The sequence below is a fragment of the Corynebacterium tuingiense genome (assembly GCF_046718165.1).
Classification (GTDB): Bacteria; Actinomycetota; Actinomycetes; order Mycobacteriales; family Mycobacteriaceae; genus Corynebacterium.
Genome location: NZ_CP177101.1, coordinates 2,179,048 through 2,200,228 on the forward strand (window position 1 = coordinate 2,179,048; position 21,181 = coordinate 2,200,228).

General features: G+C 58.2%; 18 protein-coding genes and 1 tRNA gene. 14 read left to right on the plus strand and 5 right to left on the minus strand.

The window, feature by feature from the left end; all coding sequences use genetic code 11:
* Window positions 1-38 precede the first annotated feature (38 nt).
* The 3 genes from ACLI1T_RS10340 (at window position 39) to ACLI1T_RS10350 (ending at window position 4,287) form a co-directional block, all read left to right on the plus strand.
* Window positions 39-455, plus strand: a complete 417-nt coding sequence (locus ACLI1T_RS10340; protein ID WP_411702622.1) for a methylenetetrahydrofolate--tRNA-(uracil-5-)-methyltransferase — start codon at window positions 39-41, stop codon at window positions 453-455.
* 125 nt (window positions 456-580) lie between these two features.
* Window positions 581-2,323: an ABC transporter ATP-binding protein gene (locus ACLI1T_RS10345; protein ID WP_411702623.1), complete on the plus strand. Its 1,743-nt coding sequence runs from the start codon at window positions 581-583 to the stop codon at window positions 2,321-2,323.
* Entirely contained in the window at window positions 2,323-4,287 is a 1,965-nt protein-coding gene (locus tag ACLI1T_RS10350; RefSeq protein ID WP_411702624.1) for an ABC transporter ATP-binding protein, read from the plus strand. Before ACLI1T_RS10345 ends, ACLI1T_RS10350 begins: the two co-directional genes overlap by 1 nt.
* A gap of 21 nt (window positions 4,288-4,308) precedes the next feature.
* Here ACLI1T_RS10350 and ACLI1T_RS10355 read toward each other — a convergent pair whose 3' ends face one another.
* The 3 genes from ACLI1T_RS10355 to ACLI1T_RS10365 all read right to left on the minus strand — a co-directional run bounded on the left by ACLI1T_RS10355 (window position 4,309) and on the right by ACLI1T_RS10365 (window position 6,132).
* Window positions 4,309-4,836, minus strand: coding sequence for a hypothetical protein (locus ACLI1T_RS10355; protein ID WP_239269257.1), 528 nt, complete (start codon window positions 4,834-4,836; stop codon window positions 4,309-4,311).
* 98 nt (window positions 4,837-4,934) lie between these two features.
* Window positions 4,935-5,702 carry a DUF6114 domain-containing protein gene (locus ACLI1T_RS10360; RefSeq protein ID WP_411702625.1) on the minus strand — a complete coding sequence of 256 codons (768 nt, stop codon included), beginning with the start codon at window positions 5,700-5,702 and terminating at the stop codon, window positions 4,935-4,937.
* Entirely contained in the window at window positions 5,692-6,132 is a 441-nt protein-coding gene (locus tag ACLI1T_RS10365; protein ID WP_232208551.1) for a DUF6230 family protein, read from the minus strand. The genes ACLI1T_RS10360 and ACLI1T_RS10365 overlap by 11 nt, the downstream gene beginning before the upstream one ends.
* Between ACLI1T_RS10365 and ACLI1T_RS10370 the strand changes: the two genes are divergently transcribed.
* The 10 genes from ACLI1T_RS10370 to ACLI1T_RS10415 all read left to right on the plus strand — a co-directional run bounded on the left by ACLI1T_RS10370 (window position 6,131) and on the right by ACLI1T_RS10415 (window position 19,083).
* Entirely contained in the window at window positions 6,131-6,307 is a 177-nt protein-coding gene (locus tag ACLI1T_RS10370) for a hypothetical protein (protein WP_349853653.1), read from the plus strand. The genes ACLI1T_RS10365 and ACLI1T_RS10370 overlap by 2 nt on opposite strands.
* A gap of 373 nt (window positions 6,308-6,680) precedes the next feature.
* The gene (locus tag ACLI1T_RS10375; protein WP_239269260.1) at window positions 6,681-7,757 is read left to right on the plus strand and encodes an oxygenase MpaB family protein; all 1,077 of its coding nucleotides are present in this window, start codon (window positions 6,681-6,683) and stop codon (window positions 7,755-7,757) included.
* A 78-nt stretch (window positions 7,758-7,835) separates the two neighbouring features.
* A complete protein-coding gene (locus ACLI1T_RS10380; RefSeq protein WP_349853654.1) occupies window positions 7,836-9,422 on the plus strand; it encodes a succinic semialdehyde dehydrogenase in 1,587 nt (528 codons plus the stop codon).
* A gap of 166 nt (window positions 9,423-9,588) precedes the next feature.
* On the plus strand, window positions 9,589-10,395 hold the full coding sequence (locus ACLI1T_RS10385) for an NAD(P)-binding protein (RefSeq protein ID WP_349853655.1): 807 nt from the start codon (window positions 9,589-9,591) through the stop codon (window positions 10,393-10,395).
* Entirely contained in the window at window positions 10,395-11,294 is a 900-nt protein-coding gene (locus ACLI1T_RS10390; RefSeq protein ID WP_349853656.1) for an oxygenase MpaB family protein, read from the plus strand. Before ACLI1T_RS10385 ends, ACLI1T_RS10390 begins: the two co-directional genes overlap by 1 nt.
* Before the next feature lie 106 nt (window positions 11,295-11,400).
* Window positions 11,401-14,346: a (Fe-S)-binding protein gene (locus ACLI1T_RS10395; RefSeq protein ID WP_411702626.1), complete on the plus strand. Its 2,946-nt coding sequence runs from the start codon at window positions 11,401-11,403 to the stop codon at window positions 14,344-14,346.
* A gap of 34 nt (window positions 14,347-14,380) precedes the next feature.
* Entirely contained in the window at window positions 14,381-15,688 is a 1,308-nt protein-coding gene (locus tag ACLI1T_RS10400) for a cation:proton antiporter (protein WP_349853658.1), read from the plus strand.
* A 75-nt stretch (window positions 15,689-15,763) separates the two neighbouring features.
* Window positions 15,764-16,414 (plus strand): DUF1707 domain-containing protein, encoded by a 651-nt coding sequence (locus ACLI1T_RS10405; RefSeq protein WP_349853659.1) that lies wholly within the window; start codon window positions 15,764-15,766, stop codon window positions 16,412-16,414.
* Between the two features lie 55 nt (window positions 16,415-16,469).
* Window positions 16,470-17,699 carry a pyridoxal phosphate-dependent aminotransferase gene (locus tag ACLI1T_RS10410; RefSeq protein ID WP_349853660.1) on the plus strand — a complete coding sequence of 410 codons (1,230 nt, stop codon included), beginning with the start codon at window positions 16,470-16,472 and terminating at the stop codon, window positions 17,697-17,699.
* Between the two features lie 256 nt (window positions 17,700-17,955).
* A complete protein-coding gene (locus tag ACLI1T_RS10415) occupies window positions 17,956-19,083 on the plus strand; it encodes a YibE/F family protein (RefSeq protein WP_411703316.1) in 1,128 nt (375 codons plus the stop codon).
* Here ACLI1T_RS10415 and ACLI1T_RS10420 read toward each other — a convergent pair.
* Together ACLI1T_RS10420 and dcd are read right to left on the minus strand one after the other, a co-directional pair.
* Window positions 19,080-20,402 (minus strand): UDP-glucose dehydrogenase family protein, encoded by a 1,323-nt coding sequence (locus tag ACLI1T_RS10420; RefSeq protein WP_411702627.1) that lies wholly within the window; start codon window positions 20,400-20,402, stop codon window positions 19,080-19,082. The genes ACLI1T_RS10415 and ACLI1T_RS10420 overlap by 4 nt on opposite strands.
* A gap of 36 nt (window positions 20,403-20,438) precedes the next feature.
* A complete protein-coding gene (dcd, locus tag ACLI1T_RS10425) occupies window positions 20,439-21,008 on the minus strand; it encodes a dCTP deaminase (protein WP_349853663.1) in 570 nt (189 codons plus the stop codon).
* Window positions 21,009-21,071: 63 nt separating this feature from the next.
* Between dcd and ACLI1T_RS10430 the strand changes: the two genes are divergently transcribed.
* Window positions 21,072-21,145: transfer RNA gene (locus ACLI1T_RS10430), tRNA-Gly, on the plus strand.
* Window positions 21,146-21,181: the final 36 nt, after the last annotated feature.

Genomic DNA, 21,181 nt, shown 5'->3' on the forward strand with positions numbered 1-21,181 from the left:
ATCTCGGACCGACTGGATTCGCCTGGGGAGGAACTTTTATGCAGCGTGTTGCCATCATTGGAGAAGGTCCTGCCGCCTTATCCGCCACGGAAAGGCTCCTGAGCGCCGGCATGTGCGTAGACCTCATCTCAGAAAAAACTGCACCGTTCGGTCTACTTCGTCGGTTTGCGGGGCTTGCCGGAGTGCTCGAGGAGGCCGTGCCGCACGAGTGCGCACCGGGTACTACTCCGCGGCTGCGCCTGCTGGGAAACGTGCGCGTGGGAGTAGACGGCGATATCACCCATAACGAGGTCCACCAGTTGGCCGCCCACGGTGACCGCGAGCTCATCGTCATGGAGTTAAAGGCCCGTGGTATTCCCGTCACCACGTGGGAGGGACTGTGCACGCCAATCACGGATTTTGAGGACTGGACCAGCGTCATCGCTCAGGCACAGATGGCACACGTCTTGGTCTAGATTCGGCCTTGCGGGCAGGTACCGAACGGGCAGGTACCAAAAAATAAATATCGTTCGACCCGCGTGCGCCAACCAGATATACTTGCGTGGTTAACCCCTATCAATCCCGAAAGAAGCGCAGGTTTATGGATCTTGTCCGAATCCTCTTCACCCGCTCGGCGCCTTATACGCTCTACGTCATAGCGGTACTTATCCTGCAGGCGCTGTCCACCGCGGCGACCCTGTATCTGCCGTCGTTGAACGCCAAGGTCATTGATGAAGGCGTATCTAAAGGCGATATCGACTATATCTGGCGCACCGGCGGAATCATGCTCATCGTGGCCTTTGTCCAAGTCATTACCGCCATCGGCGCGGTGTGGTGCGGAAGCCGCACCGCTATGGGTGTGGGCCGGGATCTGCGCAGCGAGGTCTTCCGCAAGGTCACCACCTTCTCCGCAGAAGATATGAGCGAGTTCGGCACGCCCACGCTTATTACCCGAGGCACCAATGACGTGCAGCAGGTGCAGATGGTCTACATGATGATGCTGAACTTCATGGTCACAGCACCCATTATGTCCATCGGTGGCATCATCATGGCTATCCGCGAGGACGCCGGACTGTCCTGGTTGGTCTGGGTTTCTGTCGCGGTGTTGCTCGGCACCATCTCCGTCCTCATCGCGCGGCTTATGCCGCTTTTTCGTGCCATGCAGGACAAGCTGGATACCATCAACGGCACCCTGCGCGAGCAAATCACCGGCATCCGCGTCGTGCGCGCCTTTGTGCGCGAGGCCTATGAAGCTGAGCGCTTTACCAAGGCCAATAAGGACATTACCCAGCTTTCGCTGAAAATCGGCCAGCTCTTTGTCCTCATGTTCCCGCTTATCACCGTCATCTTGAACGTGGCCACGGGCGCCGTGCTGTGGTTCGGTGGCCAGCGCGTGGATGCCGGGCTTGTCGATGTCGGCGGGCTCACCGCCTTCCTCCAGTACCTGCTGCAAATCCTCGCCGCCGTCATGATGGGCACGTTTATGGCGATGATGCTCCCGCGCTCCCTCGTATGCGCCCGCCGCATCACCGGGGTCTTAAGCCACGAGCCATCCATTACCCCGCCGAAAGATACCGTCACCCCGGCGACCAATTCCGGCACCGTGGAATTTCGCAATGTCAGCTTCTCCTATGCCGGCGCGGATGCCCCAGTGCTAGAGGATATTTCCTTTACCGCCACTCCCGGCACCACCACCGCGATCATTGGTTCCACCGGCTCGGGCAAGACCACGCTACTTTCCCTCATCCCGCGCCTGTACGTTCCGAGTAAGGGCGAGGTGCTTATCGATGCCACCCCGACAACCTCCCTCTCCCGCTCGGACATCGTCAGTCGCGTCTCGCTGGTGCCGCAAAAGGCCTACCTCTTTAGCGGCACGGTGGCCTCCAACCTGCGGTTGGGCCGCCCCGAGGCCACCGATGATGAATTATGGGAGGCGCTTCGCGTGGCGCAGGCGGACTTCGTCGATGACTTGGACATGCCCATCGCGCAAGGCGGTACCAATGTATCGGGCGGGCAGCGCCAACGCCTATCCATCGCCCGCATGCTCGTAGCCCAGCCGCGCATTTATCTCTTCGATGATTCTTTCTCCGCGCTGGATGTGGTTACGGATGCCAACGTGCGCGCCGCCATGCACAAGTCTTTTGCTCAGCGCGGCGAGGCCGTCACCACCATCATCGTCGCCCAGCGCGTGGCCTCCATCCAGGATGCCGATCAGATTTTGGTCATCGATAAAGGACGGATTGTCGCCCGCGGTACCCACACTGAGTTGCTGAAATCTTCGGGCGTGTACCAGGAAATCGTTGAATCACAAGAAACCGCTGGAGTAACTGGAGGAGAGCACTAATGGCCAAGGACACCACCCACAACTCCTCCGCTGAGGACGCCGAGCTCCAGGAGCTTGAGGCCAAGGTCGCCGCCGATGAATGGTCCGGTTCCGCGCCCCGCCAAGCCAAGAATTTCTGGCCCTCTGCCAAGCGCTTGCTACTACTTCTCATGCCCTATAAACGGCTGCTAGCGGTAGTGGCAGCGATGAATGTCGTCTGCGTCTTCCTCGCGGTCTTCGCACCCAAGGTCTTGGGCGATGCCATGGACGTCATTTTCTCCGGCGTTATCTCTCGCGAGCTGCCGACTGACATCTCGGCGCAGCAAGCCATCGACGGCATGCGTGCCCAGGGCCAGGATCAGGTGGCCGATATGGCCTCAGGCATGGATTTCACTCCCGGCGAGGGCATCGACTTTACCCGCTTGGGCACGCTTATCATCGCGGTGATCGCGATGTACATCGTCTCTGCCGGCTTCCAGCTCTGGCAGGGGCTCATCTTAAACCGCCTGACCATCGACACGGTCTACGAGCTGCGCCAGCGCGTGGAGGCCAAGGTGCATGCGCTGCCGTTGAATTACTTCGATTCCCACCAGCGCGGCGATATCCTCTCGCGCACCACCAATGACATCGACAATGTGCAACAGGCCCTCCAGCAGGCGCTCTCCCAGCTGTTTTATAACATCCTGATGATCCTGGGCATCACCGTGATGATGTTTAGCATCTCTTGGCAGCTCGCCCTAGTGGCGCTCTTGGCGCTGCCGCTAACTGGGCTGATCATCGGGGTCATTGGCGGGCGCTCGCAGCGCCAATTCAAAACCCAGTGGCGCGCTACCGGTCAGCTCAATGGCCAGGTAGAAGAGTCCTTCTCTGGCCACGATCTGGGCATCGTCTTTGGCCGCACTGAGGATATGACGCGCCAATTTGATGAGCGCAATGACGAGCTCTTCCGCTCCTCTGCGCTAGCGCAATTCCTCTCCGGCATCATGATGCCCATCATGCAATTCGTGTCCTACTTGTCTTATGTGGCCATCGCCGTCCTGGGCGGCCTGCGCGTGGCACACGGACAGATGACCCTGGGCCAGGCCACCGCTTTTATCCAGTACTCCCGCGAATTTAACCAGCCGCTGGGCCAATTGGGCGGCATGATGCAGCAGGTGCAATCCGGCGTGGCCTCTGCCGAGCGCGTCTTCGAGTTCCTCGATGCAGAAGAGCAATCGTTGGAGACCACCAGCGATGAACTAACTGGCCGCGCCCGCGGCCGCGTGGAGTTCCAGGACGTTAACTTTTCCTATTCGCCGGAGAAAGAACTTATTACCGGGCTCAATCTGCGCGTGGAGCCAGGCCAAACCGCGGCGATCGTAGGCCCCACCGGCGCGGGCAAGACCACCATGGTCAATCTGCTCATGCGCTTTTATGACATCGATTCTGGGCGCATTCTTATCGATGGCCACGATACCGCCCACATGCCCCGCACCGCCCTGCGCTCCCAAGTGGGCCTGGTGCTACAAGATGCCGTCCTCTTTGAGGGCACCATCATGGACAATATCCGCTACGGCCGGCTCGATGCCACAGATGATGAGGTCATCGCCGCGGCCAAGGCCACCTACGTCGATCGCTTCGTGCACTCCCTGCCGGAAGGCTATGACACCGTCATCGACCAAGATGGCGGCGCCATCTCCGCGGGCGAGCGCCAGCTCATTACCATCGCTCGTGCCTTTTTGGCCCAACCCGCATTGCTGATCTTGGATGAGGCCACCTCGTCCGTGGATACCCGCACCGAGGTGCTCGTCCAGGAGGCTATGAATGCCCTGCGCGCTGAGCGCACCTCCTTCGTCATCGCCCACCGCTTGTCCACCATCCGGGATGCGGATCTGATCTTGGTGATGGAAAACGGGGGCATCGTCGAGCAAGGCTCGCACGAAGAACTGCTGCGCGCCCAAGGCGCTTATTGGCGTCTGCACCAATCGCAGTTCAAAAAGGCTTAAAGGCAGGGAGCCGCTGCGTGGTTACTGCACGTTGAGCTGGACCTGCGGGGCGTGCAAATTAGCGCCCTGCAGGTTGACCAGCTCCATAGTGACATCTTGCAGCGAAATGTGCTCCATCAGAACGTTCGGGATAGGAGCATCGGGCACCACGTGCGGGTCAGGAACGCCCAATTGATCAAGTACCGCGTTGAGATCGCCGTTGGATAAATCGACGTTTACCGGAATGGTGGGGTGATCCACCACCGCGGGCGTTGTCTGCAGTCCAGTGGTCAGCACGGTGACCGGCCCGTCCGTGACGGTGGTCTCCACATCACCGGTAGTTAGCTTGCCCTGTCCCATAGCGGCGGGCAGGGTCAACGCGAGGTTTCGCGCGGCCAACTTATCACCTACGAGTTTCAGCGCTCGTTGTTCACCCTGTGCGGTAGGCACAGTAATGAGCGAGGCGCTTACGTTTCCAGTCAGGGTGACGTTATCAGCAGTCACCGTGCTGAGTTCAGATTGCGCTAAGGCCAAGCCTTCCTGCGCACGGGTCTCCTCAGGTTGGTTCACCGCACACACCGCTGTAAAAGCGCAGAGCACCCCGAGCGCACTACTTTTTACCACACGAGCGGAGCGACGACGCGGTAGTGAGCTCAGCCTGAATAGCTTCATGCTGAAACCGCCAGTTCTTTGGCCTGGGACTTTTTCTTCTTCTTGTGCTTCTTAGGAGACTTCTGGCGATCCTGTGGCTGCCAAGCAAATGAGAGCGCACCACCGATAATGCCTAAAAGGCTGCCTATAACGAAGCCACCCAGGTTGGTGGTGGGAAGCGCGACGATCGCTACCAAGATGGCTAAAACACCCAGGTAAGACGACGTCTCCTGCCTAAACCAAGATCCTAGGCCGAACATGATAAGTGCCGCACCAATAAGAAGCGTCGAAACGCCCGACACCGTGGAAATCATGACCAGCAGATCAGAAATGCGCACAGTAATATAGGCCGGCGCAGCGATGGCGATGCCGGACAAGATAAGCAACAAGCCACCCGCGAACGGACGACGCTTGCGCCAGTGTTTAAACCGCTTCCACCAGCTCTCTTTAGGGGCCACTCTGGTTACGGCTTTGTCATTCTTGTTATTCGCTGCGGAATCCTGCGGTTCATTAGCACCTTTGACCGCATCCGCTACCGACTGCGATGTGTTCTCTCCATCGCTTTCCGCCGTGGCCGTGGCTTCAGCACCAGCATCAGCGGTGTCCTCGGTCTTCGTCTCCGCAGCACTAGCATGGTCGGTGCCAACGGCGGCCTCACCAGCGGTATTTCCGGCCGACTCCTGGGAGGAATCTTGGGCGCTGCGTGCAGCTTCGCCGTTATCGGTATCGGTTTCGGTCACCGCAGGCATGCGCAAAGTCTCATCATCAGAAGACTTAGCAGCCATTGTTGTTGCTTCCCCTCTTCACCGTCACATTCACACCAGAGGCAGCGAGCCTTTCTGCTCCCACCGAGGTCGTACGAATATCATCCGCGCTCAGGGTCACCTTCTGCGCGTACAATCCCCACGAACCTGGATCTGCCTTGTCATTGACCTGGCTGGCGTCAACACCCACGTTGGCGTTCGTCAGATCCAGCTGACCCTTAATGTCGGTAGCACCAACCAAGAGGTTTTCTACCTCCACACTGTCATCACCATTCGCGCGAAGAGCGAAGGTGGTCTCGCCAATCCCCGGGACATCAGGAAGATTGGCAGACAGGCACAAGTTGGAAGCCACGGCGTGCTCAAACTTCAAGCGCGCGGCCGGGATGGTTTCCTCTCCCATCTTGTCCCTATCAACGAAGATCGACAATCCCTCACCCTCTAGGTGGCTCATGTTCACCTTAAAGAAGGTTCCTGAAAGTGCGATATTAGCGGTCAAGCCACCTTGGGCTACCGCAAAACCTGTTACACCAAAAGCCGCAAGCCCGGCAGCCAGTGCGGTTGCAAACTTTGGAATGCTAATCCTGCCCATGAAGGAACCTTTCTGTGGAATTGAAAAGGCGGGGTAGCAGCCTGTTTTAGCGGCATCCCCCGTCTACGGTGAATTTTCAGCCCACTCTTTACCGCGGCCAGAGGTACACAAGCCGACGATGAGTATTAGACCTACGCAATCCACTGATTAAATGAGCTTGAACACACGTTAACACTACCTGAGACACGTCACACAAATAGGGGTGCAATTAAATACGCCCGCAACGGTGTAGCCCAAGTCATATGTTTAATGAAGATTATCGCACCCCCTGCCGTTGTCAACTTCCGATCCCCCACTAAACCTGCAGCGCACATCGTTGCACCCCCAAATTTGTGCGCCATGTAATAGGTGCGCACCGGTGTGTGTTACGCTACACAACCATCAGATTTTATCGACTAAGGAGGGTCGAATTGTCCAACTCACTGAAACCCGAAAATGCACAGGCAAACGAAGAAAATACCCACATTGATTCCTCTCAGTCCGGTGCAGAAGAAGTAAACGCTCAGGACAAGAAGGAAGAAAAGCGCGAACTGCGGCGCGCTCCTTTGGGCCCGGATTCCCTGTTGTGGAAGTGGGGCTCGGACAACCGCCTGCAGCTGCTGCGCGGTTACACCGGCATTTTGCAGAATATGCACCCAGCGATTGGTCAGTCCCTTTTGGACCACTCGAAGTTCTTCGACGAACCTTTCGCCCGTCTGCAGCGCTCTACGCCGCAGATTATTCAGTCCATCTACGATGATGGGGACATCGGTGAGCGTATCCGCGACTACCACGTCACCATTAAGGGCACGCTGCAAAATGGCGAGCGTTACCACTCCCTGAACCCAGAGACCTACTACTGGGCACACGCTACCTTCGTCTACCGCGTTATCTACGCCCAAGATCTCTTCGGTACTCCGTTCACCAAGGAAGAGCGCGACCAGATCGTTCGCGAGGGCGTGACTTGGTGGGACAAGTACGGCATGTCTGAGCGTCCGGTCATTGATAACTACGATGACTTGATCAAGTACATGGATGACATGGCAGACACCGTGCTTGAGCGCAACCAGACCGTTGACTTCGCACTGCGCACCGCACGCGTAGAGCCGGTCAAGGCTCCGGAAGGCGTTCCAGAGGCCGTATGGAAGGTTATCTGGAAGCCCATTATGCGCAGCGCCATCTGGTTGACTGTGGCTACCCTGCCGCAGAAGTACCGCGACATCTTGGATCTGAAGTGGACCAAGCGCGACCAAAAGCGCTTCGACCGCATCGCCAAGTCCGTTCGCTTCATCATGGACCACCTCCCAGAGGACAAGCGCTACATGGAGCCTGGTCGTTCCTTGATGATCAAGAACGGCATGATTGAGGGCAAGTACAAGGAGCCGAAGAAGATCCAAGGCTACAACGCCGCCCAAGCTAAGGACTCTGCTGCCACCGCGGAATCTACCGACAAGCCGGATTCCGATGATGCAGTAGCCGCACGCCGTGCTGCCGGCTGCCCGTTCTAAAACACACCGGCTTCCCAATTGTTCGTGAGCTTTTTAGCTCACGAACCTTTTCATTGATCTTTCTGGAGCGTGCATTACATGTCTTTACCACGCCGTCTACAAGAACGGCCCTTGCCACAGCATTTACTGACTGAGCTACAACATCTCACCACTAACTACTCCACTGGTTCGCTGGATAAAGGCGAACACCAAGCGGTCCATTCCCCCCTATTCGAAGAAGAATTAGGATGGGTTGGAGTAGGTTCCGAAGAAGACGTAGATGAGGCTTTCCGCCGTTCGCGTCAGGCCCAAAAGGCCTGGGCCGACACCGACGTTAAGCAGCGCGTAAAGGTAATGAAGCGCTTCCACCACCTCGTGGCTAAACACCGCGAGCTGCTGGCGGATTTCATCCAACTGGAAACCGGCAAGGACCGCACGGCCGCTTTTGATGAGGTACTCGATGTACTAAATAACGCGCGTTATTACTCAAATAATGCGCCAAAGCTACTGGCCACTCAGAAGCAGCCGGGCGCATTTCCGCTCATCACCAAAACTCACTTGCAGCGAGTTCCTAAGGGCGTTGTGGGGCAAATCAGCCCGTGGAACTACCCATTAGCATTGGGCATCTCCGATGCCGTTGCGGCACTACTTGCCGGCAATGGCGTTGTGGCCAAGCCCGATGGATCCACCCCATTTTCTAACCTGATTTCCCTCTACCTCTTGAAGGAAGCAGGACTGCCGAAGGATCTGCTGCAGATCGTTACCGGCTCCGGCCGAGTTGTCGGCTCCGCCATCTCCGAACGCTGCGATTACCTGATGTTTACCGGTTCCACCAAGACCGGCAAGATTTTGGGCACCACCGTAGGCGAGCGCCTCGTTGGATACTCCGCAGAACTGGGCGGCAAGAACCCAATGATCATCGCGCCGGATGCGGACATCGACAAGTATATTGACACCATCGCTACCGCCTGCTTTTCCAATTCAGGCCAGCTGTGCGTGTCGATTGAACGCATCTACGTGCCCGATGCCATCTTCGATCAATTCATTACCGCATTCCGCCGGGCAACCGAGTCCATCAAACTTGGTTCCGGTTTGAACTGGGACTACACGATGGGTTCTCTCATCGGCCAGAACCAATTGGATGTGGTGCAGCACTTCGTCGATGATGCGGTAGAAAAGGGTGCCACCGTTATTACCGGCGGCAAGCCCCGGCCGGATATTGGCCCCTACCACTTTGAACCCACGGTTCTCACTGATTTGGGTGAAGGCACCGAGCTTGCCGAGCAAGAGGTCTTTGGCCCAGTGGTGTATGTGCAACGCGTGCGCGATGTTAAAGAGGCCATCGAGCAGGCAAATAAATTGCCCTACGGCCTGAACTCCTCTGTATTCGGCCAACCCGAGACCGCGCAGGGCATCGCCGAGAAAATCGATGCTGGCAGCGTGACCATCAATGATGGCTACGCCTCCACGTGGGCCTCGATTTCCACCCCGCTGGGTGGCGTCAAGGAGTCCGGCGTTGGCCGCCGCCATGGCCACGAGGGGCTGACCAAATATACGGAAGCGAAGAATATTTCCTCGCAAAGGATCATGCCGATGCGCGGGCCAAGTTGGCTTCCCAATAAGTATTACGGCACCCTGCTGAGCTCCGCGTTGCGCTTAGGAAAGGCCTTGCGCTTCCTCCCCTAAGCACTGCGCAGCATAACCAGCCAGCCTTTAAATCCAGTAACCCACTTCACAATTGTTGGGTATATGTGTACTATCACAACATATCCACAAATTGTGTTCTCTCTGAGTACATAAATTGCCAATACACAGCGGCCGTAAGCGCCCTGTGAAACTCGAAAGGAACAGTATGTTCAAGCCATACCGCCGACCGACCGTCGCAGTCGTCGGTGCCGGAGTAGCCGGATGCGCCGCGGCTTCTGAATGCGCATTCTCTGGATTCGACACCGTTCTTTTTGAACAAGAACCACACATCGGCGGTCACTTCAATTCCGCTGATGCCACCAAGGTCTCCCGGAAGTACCACTTCCGTACCCCGTACCTCCGCCTCACGAAAACTGACGGGTCGCCAGCTTCTGTAGTACGCCACCTTGAAGAGGCTGTTGCTGCCAGTGGCGCCGAGTTCCGCGGTTCCACCGCCGTTACGGGTGCCGAATTCGACCGCGCAGAAGGCAAATGGGAAATCTCCTACCTCGGTGATTCCGGTCAGGAAACCCAAACTTTCGATGTGTTGATTCGCGCCACCGGCGAGGAATCCCCGTGGATTTCCGTTCCGGGACGGTCAAAGGCCAGCGTCGATGACATGTACCTGCACCACGGTGTAGAGGTATTTGGGCTGCCTAATGCCCTCTTTGTTGACGGCCCCACCCCGCGCGACTCTTACCTCAAGCGTCGCCCACTGGCTGTCATCGAAGCCCGCGCCGATCACTGCCGCCGTTACGTCCGCCAGCTCGAGATTCGTGGACCAGGAGAACTAACCGTCAAGCACGATAAGTGGTTGGTTCAGCCCGGTACCGTACGCGGAATCCGCGAAGTGCTCGCAGGGTTCGATGCACCGGCCCACGATTTCAAGCGAGCATCCAACTACGCCCCTGAGTCCGCCTCGTCCGAACGCCAGAATCAACAAAAGTCCGCTACTGCCCTTAAGGAGGCATAATGACTACTCTGAGCAATCCTGAAAGCACTGTAAACGACAAGCACACCCAACCTGCAGATAACAACACCGATAACCTGCCTGAGCTGGGTCCAGATTCCATCCTGTGGCAGCGCTTTGGTGACTGGCGCTCCGCATTCGTCGCACTGTCTGCTGGTCTTTTGCAGATTGCCCAGCGTGACGTCAGCCGGTCCTTGGTGCAGCACTCGAACGTTTTCGATAACGAGGTTGCACGCTTGGTTCGCTCCGCCTTCCCGATCATCCGGACGATCTATGAAGGCCCTGAAGTTGGCGTCATGATTCGTGACTTCCACAAGGACATCAAGGGCACCCACCCAGATGGAAGCCGCTACCACCCGCTGAACCCGGATGTGTACTACTGGGCACACGCCACCTTCGCTGCAATGCCGTACCAGCTGGCCGGCAACTTCATGGATCCTCTGACCCCAGAGGAGCGCGAGCAGCTCTTCCAGGAGACCCGTACCTGGTACACCTTCTACGAGGTTGCAGAGCCCGACGATGCGCCAAAGACGTACGCTGAGTTTGAAGAGTACGTGGACAACATGATCGATACCCTCGATATCAGCGAAACCATCGAGCGCTCTCGCATCATCAACGGCCTTACCCTCGACACCCCAGATCCCAAGGTGCCCAACTGGCTGTGGAAGCCCATTGCACCTTACGCATCTCGTCTGCTGTTGTGGGTTGCTATCGGCATGATTCCGGACAAGCTGCGCAACAAGCTTGGCTGGGAGTGGACCAAGAAGGATGAGCGCAAGCTCAAGATCTTCTCCCGTGCCGTCCGTGGAGTCTTCTCCGTCCTCCCGCGTAAGGCACGTATGGTTCCTATCGCTACCCGCGCCTTTGAGAAGGCGGAAGCTGAAGGCGGCTTCCACTACTAAGGCCAATATCCCTTCACTCATAGTTACTGAATACTGACTCCCACGATGGCGCCTTGAGGCTTTAAGGTAGATAACAACGTGGAGCATCAGTAGTGAAGGAGCACGAATGACAACCGTGTCCGGTTGGATTGCTATAGCCACATCGATTCCGGTGTGGCTATACTTTTTCGCCCGCATAGGCGCGCTCATTAAGTTCATCCGCTCGGGCGGGCCAACCCAACTAGAGCGCACCAATAGCCCTCTAAAACGCCTCGGGCGCGTGCTGGTAGAGGTCTTCGGCCACACCCACTTCAAGGGAAAGCCATTGGTCAATGCCGCTCACTGGGCGGTCATGGTGGGCTTTTTATTCGGCATCCTGGTGTGGTTTGAGGCCTATATCCAAACCTTCGCCCCGGATAAAGGGTGGCCTGGCTTAAGCACCTGGCCGGTGTATCACTTTGTAGAAGAAATACTTGGCATCGGCACGGTGCTGGGCATCTGCTTCCTCATCGGAGTGCGCCTGAAACTAGGCGATACCGAGCGCGGCAGCCGCTTTTTCAACTCCCAAACGGCGGCGGCCCGGTGGGTAGAGGCCATTGTATTCATCGAGGGCCTCAGCATGCTCTTGGTCAAAGCTTCCAAGATCGCGGCCTTTGGTGGCGGTTCCGCAGTCGCGGATTTCTTGACCGTTCACTTAGCTAAGGCACTGCCTGAGTCCCCGGCACTGGTCAGCTTCTTCGCCTTGGTCAAGCTGCTATCCGGGCTCCTTTTCATCTTCTTTATTGCCCGCAATTTCCAGTGGGGTGTCATGTGGCACCGCTTCATGGCGTTTTTCAATATCTTTTTCCAGCGCAATACCTCTGGGGATAAGGCGCTTAAATCCCTGCCCACCCCGGACCTGGAAGAAGACATCACCCCTGGCAGCTGGAAGATGCTGCTGGATTCAACCGCGTGCACTGAATGCGGCCGCTGCCAAGAGCTGTGCCCGGCTTGGAATACCGATAAGCCGCTCAGCCCCAAAAAGGTCATGATGGACTTGCGTCAAGGTGCGCTAGATAATTACAACCCGCACGAGGGCCTCGATGTGCTCTCGATGGCTGGTGTCATCGACGATGACGTCCTGTGGTCCTGCACCAACTGCGGGGCCTGCGTGGATCAGTGCCCCACTGATATCGAGCACATCGACCATATTGCAGACCTGCGCCGCTTCAAGGTCTTGGCGGAATCCGATTTCCCCTCAGAGCTCACCGGCCTATTTAAGAACATGGAAACCAAGGGCAACCCCTGGGGCCGCAATAATTCCGAGCGCCGCGCTTGGATTGATGAGGCGCGTGCCGATGGCATCGAGGTACCCATCATTGGCGAGGACGCCGCCGACTTCTCCGATATGGAATACCTCCTCTGGGTCGGCTGCGCCGGTGCCTATGATGACAATGGCCGCCGCACCACCCGCGCCGTCGTGGATCTACTGCACACCGCCGGCGTAAAGTTCGGCGTGCTTTCTACGGGTGAGACCTGCACCGGCGACCCCGCCCGCCGCGCCGGCAATGAGTTCTTATTCCAAATGATGGCGCAACAAAACGTGGAAACCCTCAATAACGCTTTCGAGGGCGTGCCGGAAGGCCAGCGGAAAATCATCACGACCTGCCCGCACTGCTTTAATACCATCCGCAATGAGTACCCGGACTTCGACGGGCATTTCGATGTCTTCCACCACACGCAGCTACTCAACCGCTTGGTGCGCGAGAAGCTGCTGCAGCCTGTTCCGCGCACCCCAGAAAACCGCAAGCCCATCACTTATCACGACCCGTGCTTCTTAGGCCGGCACAATAAGGTCTTCGATCCACCACGCGAGCTTCTCGAGGCCACGGGCGTCGAGCTGCGAGAGATGGACAAGTCCCGCGATGAGGCCTTCTGCTGCGGCGCCGGCGGCGCCCGCATGTTCATGGAAGAAAAGCTGGGTTCTCGCATCAATGAGTTCCGCACGGAGCAGGCACTAGAGACCGGCGCCGAGGAAATCGCCACTGGCTGCCCGTTCTGCAATGTCATGATGACCGGCGGTGTGAAGTCTCTGGCCGCCGAGTCCACCCCCACCACCCAGGTCAACGACGTGGCCACCATGCTGCGCAATTCCATTTCCCTGGATGACAAGGGCACCCTTCCAGAGCCTCGCCCCAAGGCCTTCTTGGGCACCCCAGTGCGCCACCGTGCGGCCTCAGCTACCACCACCGCTGAATCCCCCAAGGCACCCACGCCTGCCGATGCCCCCTCCTCCAGCAATACCCCCACCGCTGCCACTCCACCTGCTGCGCCCTCCGCGCCTTCTGCTCCTTCGGCACCGGCAGCTCCAAGCGCGCCCTCTGCCCCAGCCACACCCTCTGCTCCGACGGCTCCGGCGGCTCCCAATGCTGCGGCTCCATCCGCACCGGCTCCTTCGGCACCGGCGGACCCCAAGGATCCTTCGGCACCCAACGCACCCAGCGCACCGAGTGCCCCGAAATCCACTAATGCCCCGGCGGCACCTACTCCACCTTCTGCACCGAGTGCCCCCTCCGTGCCCAGCGCACCAACCCCACCGGGTGCTCCCACGCCGCCAAAGGCTCCTAAGGCCCCAGCGGCTCCGGGTTCTTCTTCGACACCAAGTGCCCCGGCGGCTCCGAAGGCTCCGGCAGCTCCAGGTGCCCCGACTCCGCCGGCTGCTCCAGATGCGAAAGCACCCGCGGCACCCCAACCGCCTAGTGCCCCGCAGCCACGCGCTGCATCGCAAGCATCGGCTGCGCCGGAACCACCTGCAGCTCCACAACCGCCAAAGGATCCGCAAGCTGCCAAGGCACCACAGGCTCCGGCAGCGCCAAAGCCACCGCAGGCTGACAAAAAACCCGAGGCAGCTGCGCCGCCAGCCCCGCCAGCCCCGCCAGCCCCGCCGGCTCCGCCGGCATCGTCCGCGCCGTCCGCGCCATCCACTCCGCCTGCACCACCGGCGCCATCGGCAAGCGCAGAGCCTCCCAAGGCCCCCAAGCCACCGGAACCGCCGAAGCCACCCACGCCGCCGAAAGACACGAATACCGAGTAGGCATGTGCAGGGATGAGTGCGTACGCTGTGATCCATGCATTTAGATGTGGGATGGGCTGCGGATACTGTTGTTCTGGCAGCGGGTGCGACGGAAAACACCACTAGCCTCGTTTCCTTTGCCTGGATCATGTTAGCGGCGCTGTTGGCGCCCATAGTGTCGTTCATGTTGGGCAACCGGCTGCCGGCCGTTGCCCTTTTGATCATCTTTGGCATGGTCATCGGCCCATCGCTTTTGGATGTCGCGCATGAGGATGCCGGCATCAGCATGCTGAAAGAGCTGGGCGTTGGTGCGCTGTTCTTGCTCGCCGGTTTTGAGATCGAGATTTCTACGCTCAAGACCAAAGAGGCGGGAACCGCGCTGTCCACCTGGCTTATCTGCCTCGTGGCTTGCGGCATCGGTGCGTACTTCTTGGTCGATAATGTCCCAGGTGCCATCGTGGTGGCGCTCGCGCTGACGTCCACGGCACTGGGAACGCTGCAACCCATGTTGAAGCAGGACCGCGTGCTCGAGACCAAAGTGGGCAAATCGGTCATGATTCACGGTGCTATTGGTGAGGTCGCCCCCATTACCGCGATGGCGCTGCTGCTGAGCACGCGCTCCACGTGGACCACGCTGCTAATTATGCTTGCGTTCATCGGCATCGCCGTGGCCGTCGCCATCATGCCGGCGGCCATTGCCACGACGATTCCGTGGGTTAAAGCGGCGTTTATCTCCGGTGCGGGTTCCACCAACCAGACCATTTTGCGCCTCATCATTCTGATCCTTGCCACGCTCATGGCCGTCACGGCGGTCTTTGAGCTAGACATCGTGCTGGGTGCCTTCGCCGCCGGCATTATCTTGAACCGCATCATTCCGGATGAATTCCATCGCCGGCTAGAACACCGCCTCGATGTGGTCTTTCACTCCATGCTCATCCCGGTCTTCTTCGTGGTCTCTGGCATGACGATTAACTGGGATACCATCGCTAATAACCCGGGGAAGGTACTGGGCATCCCGGCGCTTATTCTTGTCACCCGCGGCCTGCCGGTATTCCTGCGCGAAAATGTGGGCCATACCGGCTCCGAAATTGAAACGGTGCGCGAGCGCCTCCAGGTCAGCTTGTACACGGCGACCGGCCTGCCGATCATCGTCGCCGTAACCTCGCTGGCGGTTAACTCCGAACTGATGAAGCAAGAAACCGCCTCGATCTTCGTCGCCGGTGGCGCATTGACCGTTGCCATCTTCCCGTTCCTGGCCAACTTGGTGGGAAGGAAGGACTCCAAGACGGTTGATGAATCCGATCCACAGAAGAAACCGGATTCTGACGAGGACGATAAGGAAGAAGAGTCGCAAGAACTCTAGCCTGTGTACTCCACGCTAGAAGCCATGCCCTGCCACCGTGGCAGGGCATATTCTTTTTGAATCAGCTTGTCTATTATGGTGACTGTGACTAATAGCTACGGATCCTCCCCTTATGACCGGACACTGCGTTTATCCGATTCAGAGCGCAACGATGCCCTGACCGATCTAGCCCGCGCAGTGGGCGAAGGCCGCTTGTCCATGGACGAGTTTGAGGAGCGCTCCGATAGCGTCATGCAGGCCGTGACTCAGAAGGACCTGGCACCGATCTTCAGCGATATCCCTGCGACCGGCTCGCAAGAGGTAAAGATCTACTCCCAAGGCGATGTGGACCGCGCCTTTAATGCCGCGAAAAAGCCCCGCATCGCTACCGCGCTGACCAGCTCGGTGGTTCTGCTCGCGGCATCGCCTACTCTTGTCGCGCTGAGCGCCACCATGAATAGCCCGTGGCTGCTGGCGGGCGGCGCCGCGGCCGCAGCGCTCATTCCCATCGTGTGGATCCTGTTGTACGTGGCCAAGATAGGCCCGCAATCGTGGCATGCCCCGTCGGTGCGGCAAATTGAGCGCCAACAACAGCGCGAAATCCGTGCACTGACGGCTCACGAGCGGGCGCACCAAAAAGAATTAGAGAAGAAAATGTGGGCCGAGCGCCGCCAGCAGGCCGGTGAAATTACTGGTCAAGCTATGGAAATGGCGAAGAAGCAAATCAGCAAGTGGAATAAAAAATAGCACTGAGTTGCGCTGCAATCCTTCTTAGCGCTGTGAAAGATGGCACAATATGGCCATGACTTCTCCCACACCCCGCATCTTTGACCAGTCCGAAAAACTAAAAGGCATCGCCTACGATATTCGCGGTGAGGTCTCAGCGGAAGCGGAGAGAATGGAGCTAGATGGCCACACCATCTTAAAGCTCAATACCGGCAACCCTGCCGTATTTGGTTTCGATGCACCCGATGTCATCATGCGCGATATGATCAGCGCCTTACCCACCTCCCAGGGCTATTCCACGTCCAAAGGCATTAGCTCGGCCCGCCGGTCCATCGTCACGCGCTATGAGCTCGAGGACTTCCCACCTTTTGATATTAACGATGTCTTCTTGGGCAATGGCGTATCCGAGCTCATCACCATGACCACCCAGGCGTTGCTCAATAATGGCGATGAGATTCTCATCCCGGCGCCGGATTACCCGCTGTGGACGGCAGCAACCTCGCTGGCCGGTGGTACCCCAGTGCACTACCTATGTGATGAGGAAGATGAATGGAATCCGTCTATCGAGGATATTAGATCCAAGGTCACCGAAAAGACCAAGGCCATCGTGGTCATCAACCCGAATAACCCAACCGGTGCGGTGTATTCGCGCGAGGTCCTGCAACAAATCGTGGATATCGCGCGCGAGCACAACCTACTCATCTTGGCCGATGAGATTTATGACCGCATCCTTTATGACGATGCGAAGCATATCTCCATCGCCTCGCTGGCCCCCGATCTCTTGACCTTTACCTTTAATGGCCTGTCCAAGGCCTACCGAGTATGCGGCTACCGCGCGGGCTGGATGGTCATTACGGGCCCGAAGCATCATGCGTACGGACTCATTGAGGGGCTCGAATTGCTGGCAGGTACCCGCCTGTGCCCGAATGTTCCCGCGCAACACGCCATCCAAGTGGCGCTGGGCGGCCGCCAATCCATCTTCGAGCTCACCGGGGCTGGGGGACGATTGCTGCGCCAGCGCAATATCGCCTATGACAAACTCAACGAAATTCCGGGTGTCTCCGCAGTAAAGCCGAAGGGCGCGTTGTATCTCTTCCCACGCTTGGATCCCAATGTCTATGACATTCACGATGATTCCAAACTCATGTTGGACATCCTCAAGGCGGAAAAGATCCTTATGGTCCAAGGCACCGGCTTCAACTGGCCGCACCCGGATCACTTCCGCGTGGTCACGCTGCCTTGGGCCTCCCAATTAGAAAACGCCATCGAACGCTTGGGCAATTTCTTAGTAAGCTACCGCCAATAGCACCCCAGCAGGCGATTGGCAATTGCAGTGATAATCGTTCACAATACATCGTATGGGACGGCATTCCTCGGTTTCTAATTCCACTTCGGGCTCGGCTTCGCGGCATCGGCAAGCGCAGCGTCGGTCGGGGCCCAGCGGGCATGCGCAGAACCGGTCAACGGTAGAACGCTTAAATCCAATTCAGCTGGCCCAGGAGGTATCCGGCCACCCGTGGCGCATTGGCCTGGTCACCGCCATCGGTGCGACCCTTATCGCCATGCTGATAGGCCTCGTCCTACTCTGGCCCTCTAGTGCCGCCTCTGATCACACCTCGGAGGAGTTCGAGTCCACCTACGCGCTGAACCACCCGCAGGTCGAGGGAACTGTGGAGAAGACCGACCATTCGGCGTGCCAATCGGAGCAGACCGGCCTGGCCTTCGATACCCCGCCGCTGATTCCGGAAAAGGAAGAAGTGGACTGTGACCGGGCGCTGGTGAAGATCACCTCCGGCGAGGACGAGGGAAAGATGACCCAATTGGTCACCTACGGCAACGCGGGCGACCCAGAATTGCAGCCGGGCGATGACATCGTGTTATCCAAGGCCACCGATCCTGCCGGGGCAGTATCCTATGCCTTTGCCGATTATCAGCGCAGCAATAGCCTCCTGCTGTGGGGAGTGGTCATCGCTATTGTCATCATCGCTTTCGCTGCGTGGCATGGGGTGCGCGCGATCATCGGCTTGGGGTTGAGCCTTGGTATCGTCTTCAGCTTCCTCATCCCAGCGCTCATCGCGGGCACCAATCCCCTGTGGGTGGCGCTCGCCGCCTGCACCGCCATCATTCTCCTTGCCGTGCCGCTTGTCCACGGCGTGAATTGGAAATCCGCCTCTGCGGTCGGCGGTTCACTGACTGCGCTGGCCCTCGCCGCGTTTCTGGCTTGGGCGGCCATCGATAGTTCGCAGCTGCAAGGCTTTAGCTCCGAAGATAACCTCAAGCTGCTGTTATATATGCCCAATGTTTCCATCCTGGGCGTGCTGCTGTGTGGCTTCGTCGTCGGCGCATTGGGCAGCCTTGCCGATGTCGCCATTGCCCAAGCCTCCACCATCACCGAGCTGCACGAATCCGATCCCGCGGCCACACCGCTAGAGCTTTTCTTATCCGCCATGAGGGTCGGCCGCGACCACATTGCCTCGATGGTCTATACCCTCATTTTGACCTATACCGGCGCCGCATTGCCCCTGCTCCTGCTCATTACCGCCGCCGAACGCCCCGCGGGGCAAATACTTAGCAGCGATCTCGTCGCCACCGAGCTCCTGCGCTCCGGCGTCGGTGCCATGGCGCTGACCCTCGCAGTCCCAATTACCACGCTGATTGCCGCGTTTACGGTCCCGTCGCGCCGCCGCTAAAGCGTGCGGCCCAGCGCCTGTATCTTCCAACCGGCGTTGGACCAGGCCGCAACGTCGAGTACATTGCGGCCATCGATAATGTGCTTATTATCCACGAGCTCGCCAGCCTCATTCGGGTCCAGATCCTTAAATTGCTGCCATTCGGTGGCCAGGATGACCAATTCCGCCTCCCGCAAGGCGGATTCCGTATCGGCGGCATAGTCCAAGGTGGGGAAAACCTTCTTAGCGTTGTCCATGCCCTCAGGGTCATAGACGGTCACCGCCGCACCCGCCAAGGACAAGGACCCAGCCACAGAGAGCGCCGGCGAATCCCGCACATCATCCGAGTTCGGCTTAAAGGCACAGCCCAGCACGGTGACGCGGTGGCCCAAAAGCGAGCCATTGAAGGCTTCTTTAGACATATCCACCATGCGATCGCGCCGGCGCATATTAATCGCATCCACCTCGCGCAGGAAGGTCAGCGCTTGATCAGCGCCGAGCTCACCGGCGCGCGCCATAAAGGCGCGGATATCCTTGGGCAGGCATCCACCGCCAAAGCCCAGGCCCGCGCCGAGAAACTTGCGACCAATGCGCTTGTCTATGCCAATGGCATCCGCCAACGCCACCACGTCCGCCCCCGCGATCTCACAAATCTCGGAGACTGCATTGATGAAGGAAATCTTGGTGGCCAAAAAAGCGTTGGCGGATACTTTCACCAGCTCCGCGGTCTGCAGATCAGTCGCGATGAAGGGCGTGTCCTGCGCTAACGGCTGCGCGTAGATCTCGCGGGCAAGCTCTTCCGCGCGGGATTCTGATTCGCGGGTGCCAATGACAATGCGGTCCGGGGTAATGGTGTCGTGCACCGCATAACCTTCGCGCAAAAATTCCGGATTCCACGCGATTTCCACGCGAGTTCCCTCGGACGCTAAACCGTCCGCAAGTTCCTGGAGCTCCGCCGCCGTACCGACCGGAACGGTGGATTTGCCGAAGATAACGTGTTCCCCGCGCAGCTTGGGTACCAAATCCGTGATGACAGCCTTGACATAGGTCATGTCTGCCGCATAGGAACCGCGGCGCTGCGGGGTTCCCACGCCGAGAAAGTGCACGTTGGCAAACTGTGCGGCCTCGTCATAATTCGTGCTAAATCCTAAGCGCCCAGCAGCGATATTGCGCTCGAGCACCTCCGGCAGCCCTGGCTCGAAGAACGGAACCTTGCCCGATTGCAAGACGGAGATTTTATCCTCGTCTACATCGACACCTAAAACTTCATGCCCCAATTCCGCCATGCAGGCGGCATGGGTAGCACCCAGGTACCCGGTGCCAATAACAGTCATCCGCATAAAACCTCATCCTAGAGATTTTATGTAAATACCAGATTAATCCCTGCGGAAGTTCAGGTAAGACTTTGATGGCGTTGGCCCGCGCTGGCCCTGGTATTTCGATCCCAAGGCACCCGTACCGTACGGACTTTCCGCCGGCGAGGTCATCTTAAAGATAGCAAGCTGGCCCACCTTCATCCCCGGCCACAGCGCGATGGGCAAGTTCGCAGTATTGGAAAGCTCCAGGGTGATGTGACCGGAAAAGCCGGGATCGATAAAGCCCGCGGTGGAGTGGGTCAAAAGACCCAGCCGCCCTAACGAGGACTTTCCCTCCAGCCGTCCAGCCAGGTCAGCCGGAAGGGTGAATTTCTCCAGCGTGGCACCAAGGACAAATTCGCCGGGGTGGAGAATGAAGGATTGCTCCTCTTCTACCTCCACCAAGGTGGTAAGCTCCGGCATCTCCGCTTTGGGGTCAATGTGGGTATAGCGGGAGTTATTGAATACCCGGAAGTACTTATCCAAGCGCACGTCAACGGAAGAAGGCTGGATAAGCTCACTATCAAAGGGCTCAATGCCCAGCTCTCCGGAATCAACGGCGGAACGAATATCACGATCTGAAAGAAGCACGGACCCAATTCTACTCAATCCCCTACCTAAGGTGTATAGTAGGGAAAGCGCATTTAGCGCAGTGCCGACGTAGTTTAATGGTAGAACTGCAGCTTCCCAAGCTGCTGGCGCGGGTTCGATTCCCGTCGTCGGCTCCACTCAAAAAATCCCCACTACCTGCATAAACACTTTTG

What these genes read in the sequence shown, in the direction of transcription:
- ACLI1T_RS10340 (WP_411702622.1), top strand. Translation starts at nt 39, where the DNA reads ATGCAGCGTGTTGCCATCATTGGAGAAGGTCCTGCCGCCTTATCCGCC.
- ACLI1T_RS10345 (WP_411702623.1), top strand. Translation starts at nt 581, where the DNA reads ATGGATCTTGTCCGAATCCTCTTCACCCGCTCGGCGCCTTATACGCTC.
- ACLI1T_RS10350 (WP_411702624.1), top strand. Translation starts at nt 2,323, where the DNA reads ATGGCCAAGGACACCACCCACAACTCCTCCGCTGAGGACGCCGAGCTC.
- ACLI1T_RS10360 (WP_411702625.1), bottom strand. Translation starts at nt 5,702, where the DNA reads ATGGCTGCTAAGTCTTCTGATGATGAGACTTTGCGCATGCCTGCGGTG.
- ACLI1T_RS10370 (WP_349853653.1), top strand. Translation starts at nt 6,131, where the DNA reads ATGTTCACCTTAAAGAAGGTTCCTGAAAGTGCGATATTAGCGGTCAAG.
- ACLI1T_RS10365 (WP_232208551.1), bottom strand. Translation starts at nt 6,132, where the DNA reads ATGAGCCACCTAGAGGGTGAGGGATTGTCGATCTTCGTTGATAGGGAC.
- ACLI1T_RS10380 (WP_349853654.1), top strand. Translation starts at nt 7,836, where the DNA reads ATGTCTTTACCACGCCGTCTACAAGAACGGCCCTTGCCACAGCATTTA.
- ACLI1T_RS10385 (WP_349853655.1), top strand. Translation starts at nt 9,589, where the DNA reads ATGTTCAAGCCATACCGCCGACCGACCGTCGCAGTCGTCGGTGCCGGA.
- ACLI1T_RS10390 (WP_349853656.1), top strand. Translation starts at nt 10,395, where the DNA reads ATGACTACTCTGAGCAATCCTGAAAGCACTGTAAACGACAAGCACACC.
- ACLI1T_RS10395 (WP_411702626.1), top strand. Translation starts at nt 11,401, where the DNA reads ATGACAACCGTGTCCGGTTGGATTGCTATAGCCACATCGATTCCGGTG.
- ACLI1T_RS10400 (WP_349853658.1), top strand. Translation starts at nt 14,381, where the DNA reads ATGCATTTAGATGTGGGATGGGCTGCGGATACTGTTGTTCTGGCAGCG.
- ACLI1T_RS10405 (WP_349853659.1), top strand. Translation starts at nt 15,764, where the DNA reads ATGGTGACTGTGACTAATAGCTACGGATCCTCCCCTTATGACCGGACA.
- ACLI1T_RS10410 (WP_349853660.1), top strand. Translation starts at nt 16,470, where the DNA reads ATGACTTCTCCCACACCCCGCATCTTTGACCAGTCCGAAAAACTAAAA.
- ACLI1T_RS10415 (WP_411703316.1), top strand. Translation starts at nt 17,956, where the DNA reads ATGCTGATAGGCCTCGTCCTACTCTGGCCCTCTAGTGCCGCCTCTGAT.
- ACLI1T_RS10420 (WP_411702627.1), bottom strand. Translation starts at nt 20,402, where the DNA reads ATGCGGATGACTGTTATTGGCACCGGGTACCTGGGTGCTACCCATGCC.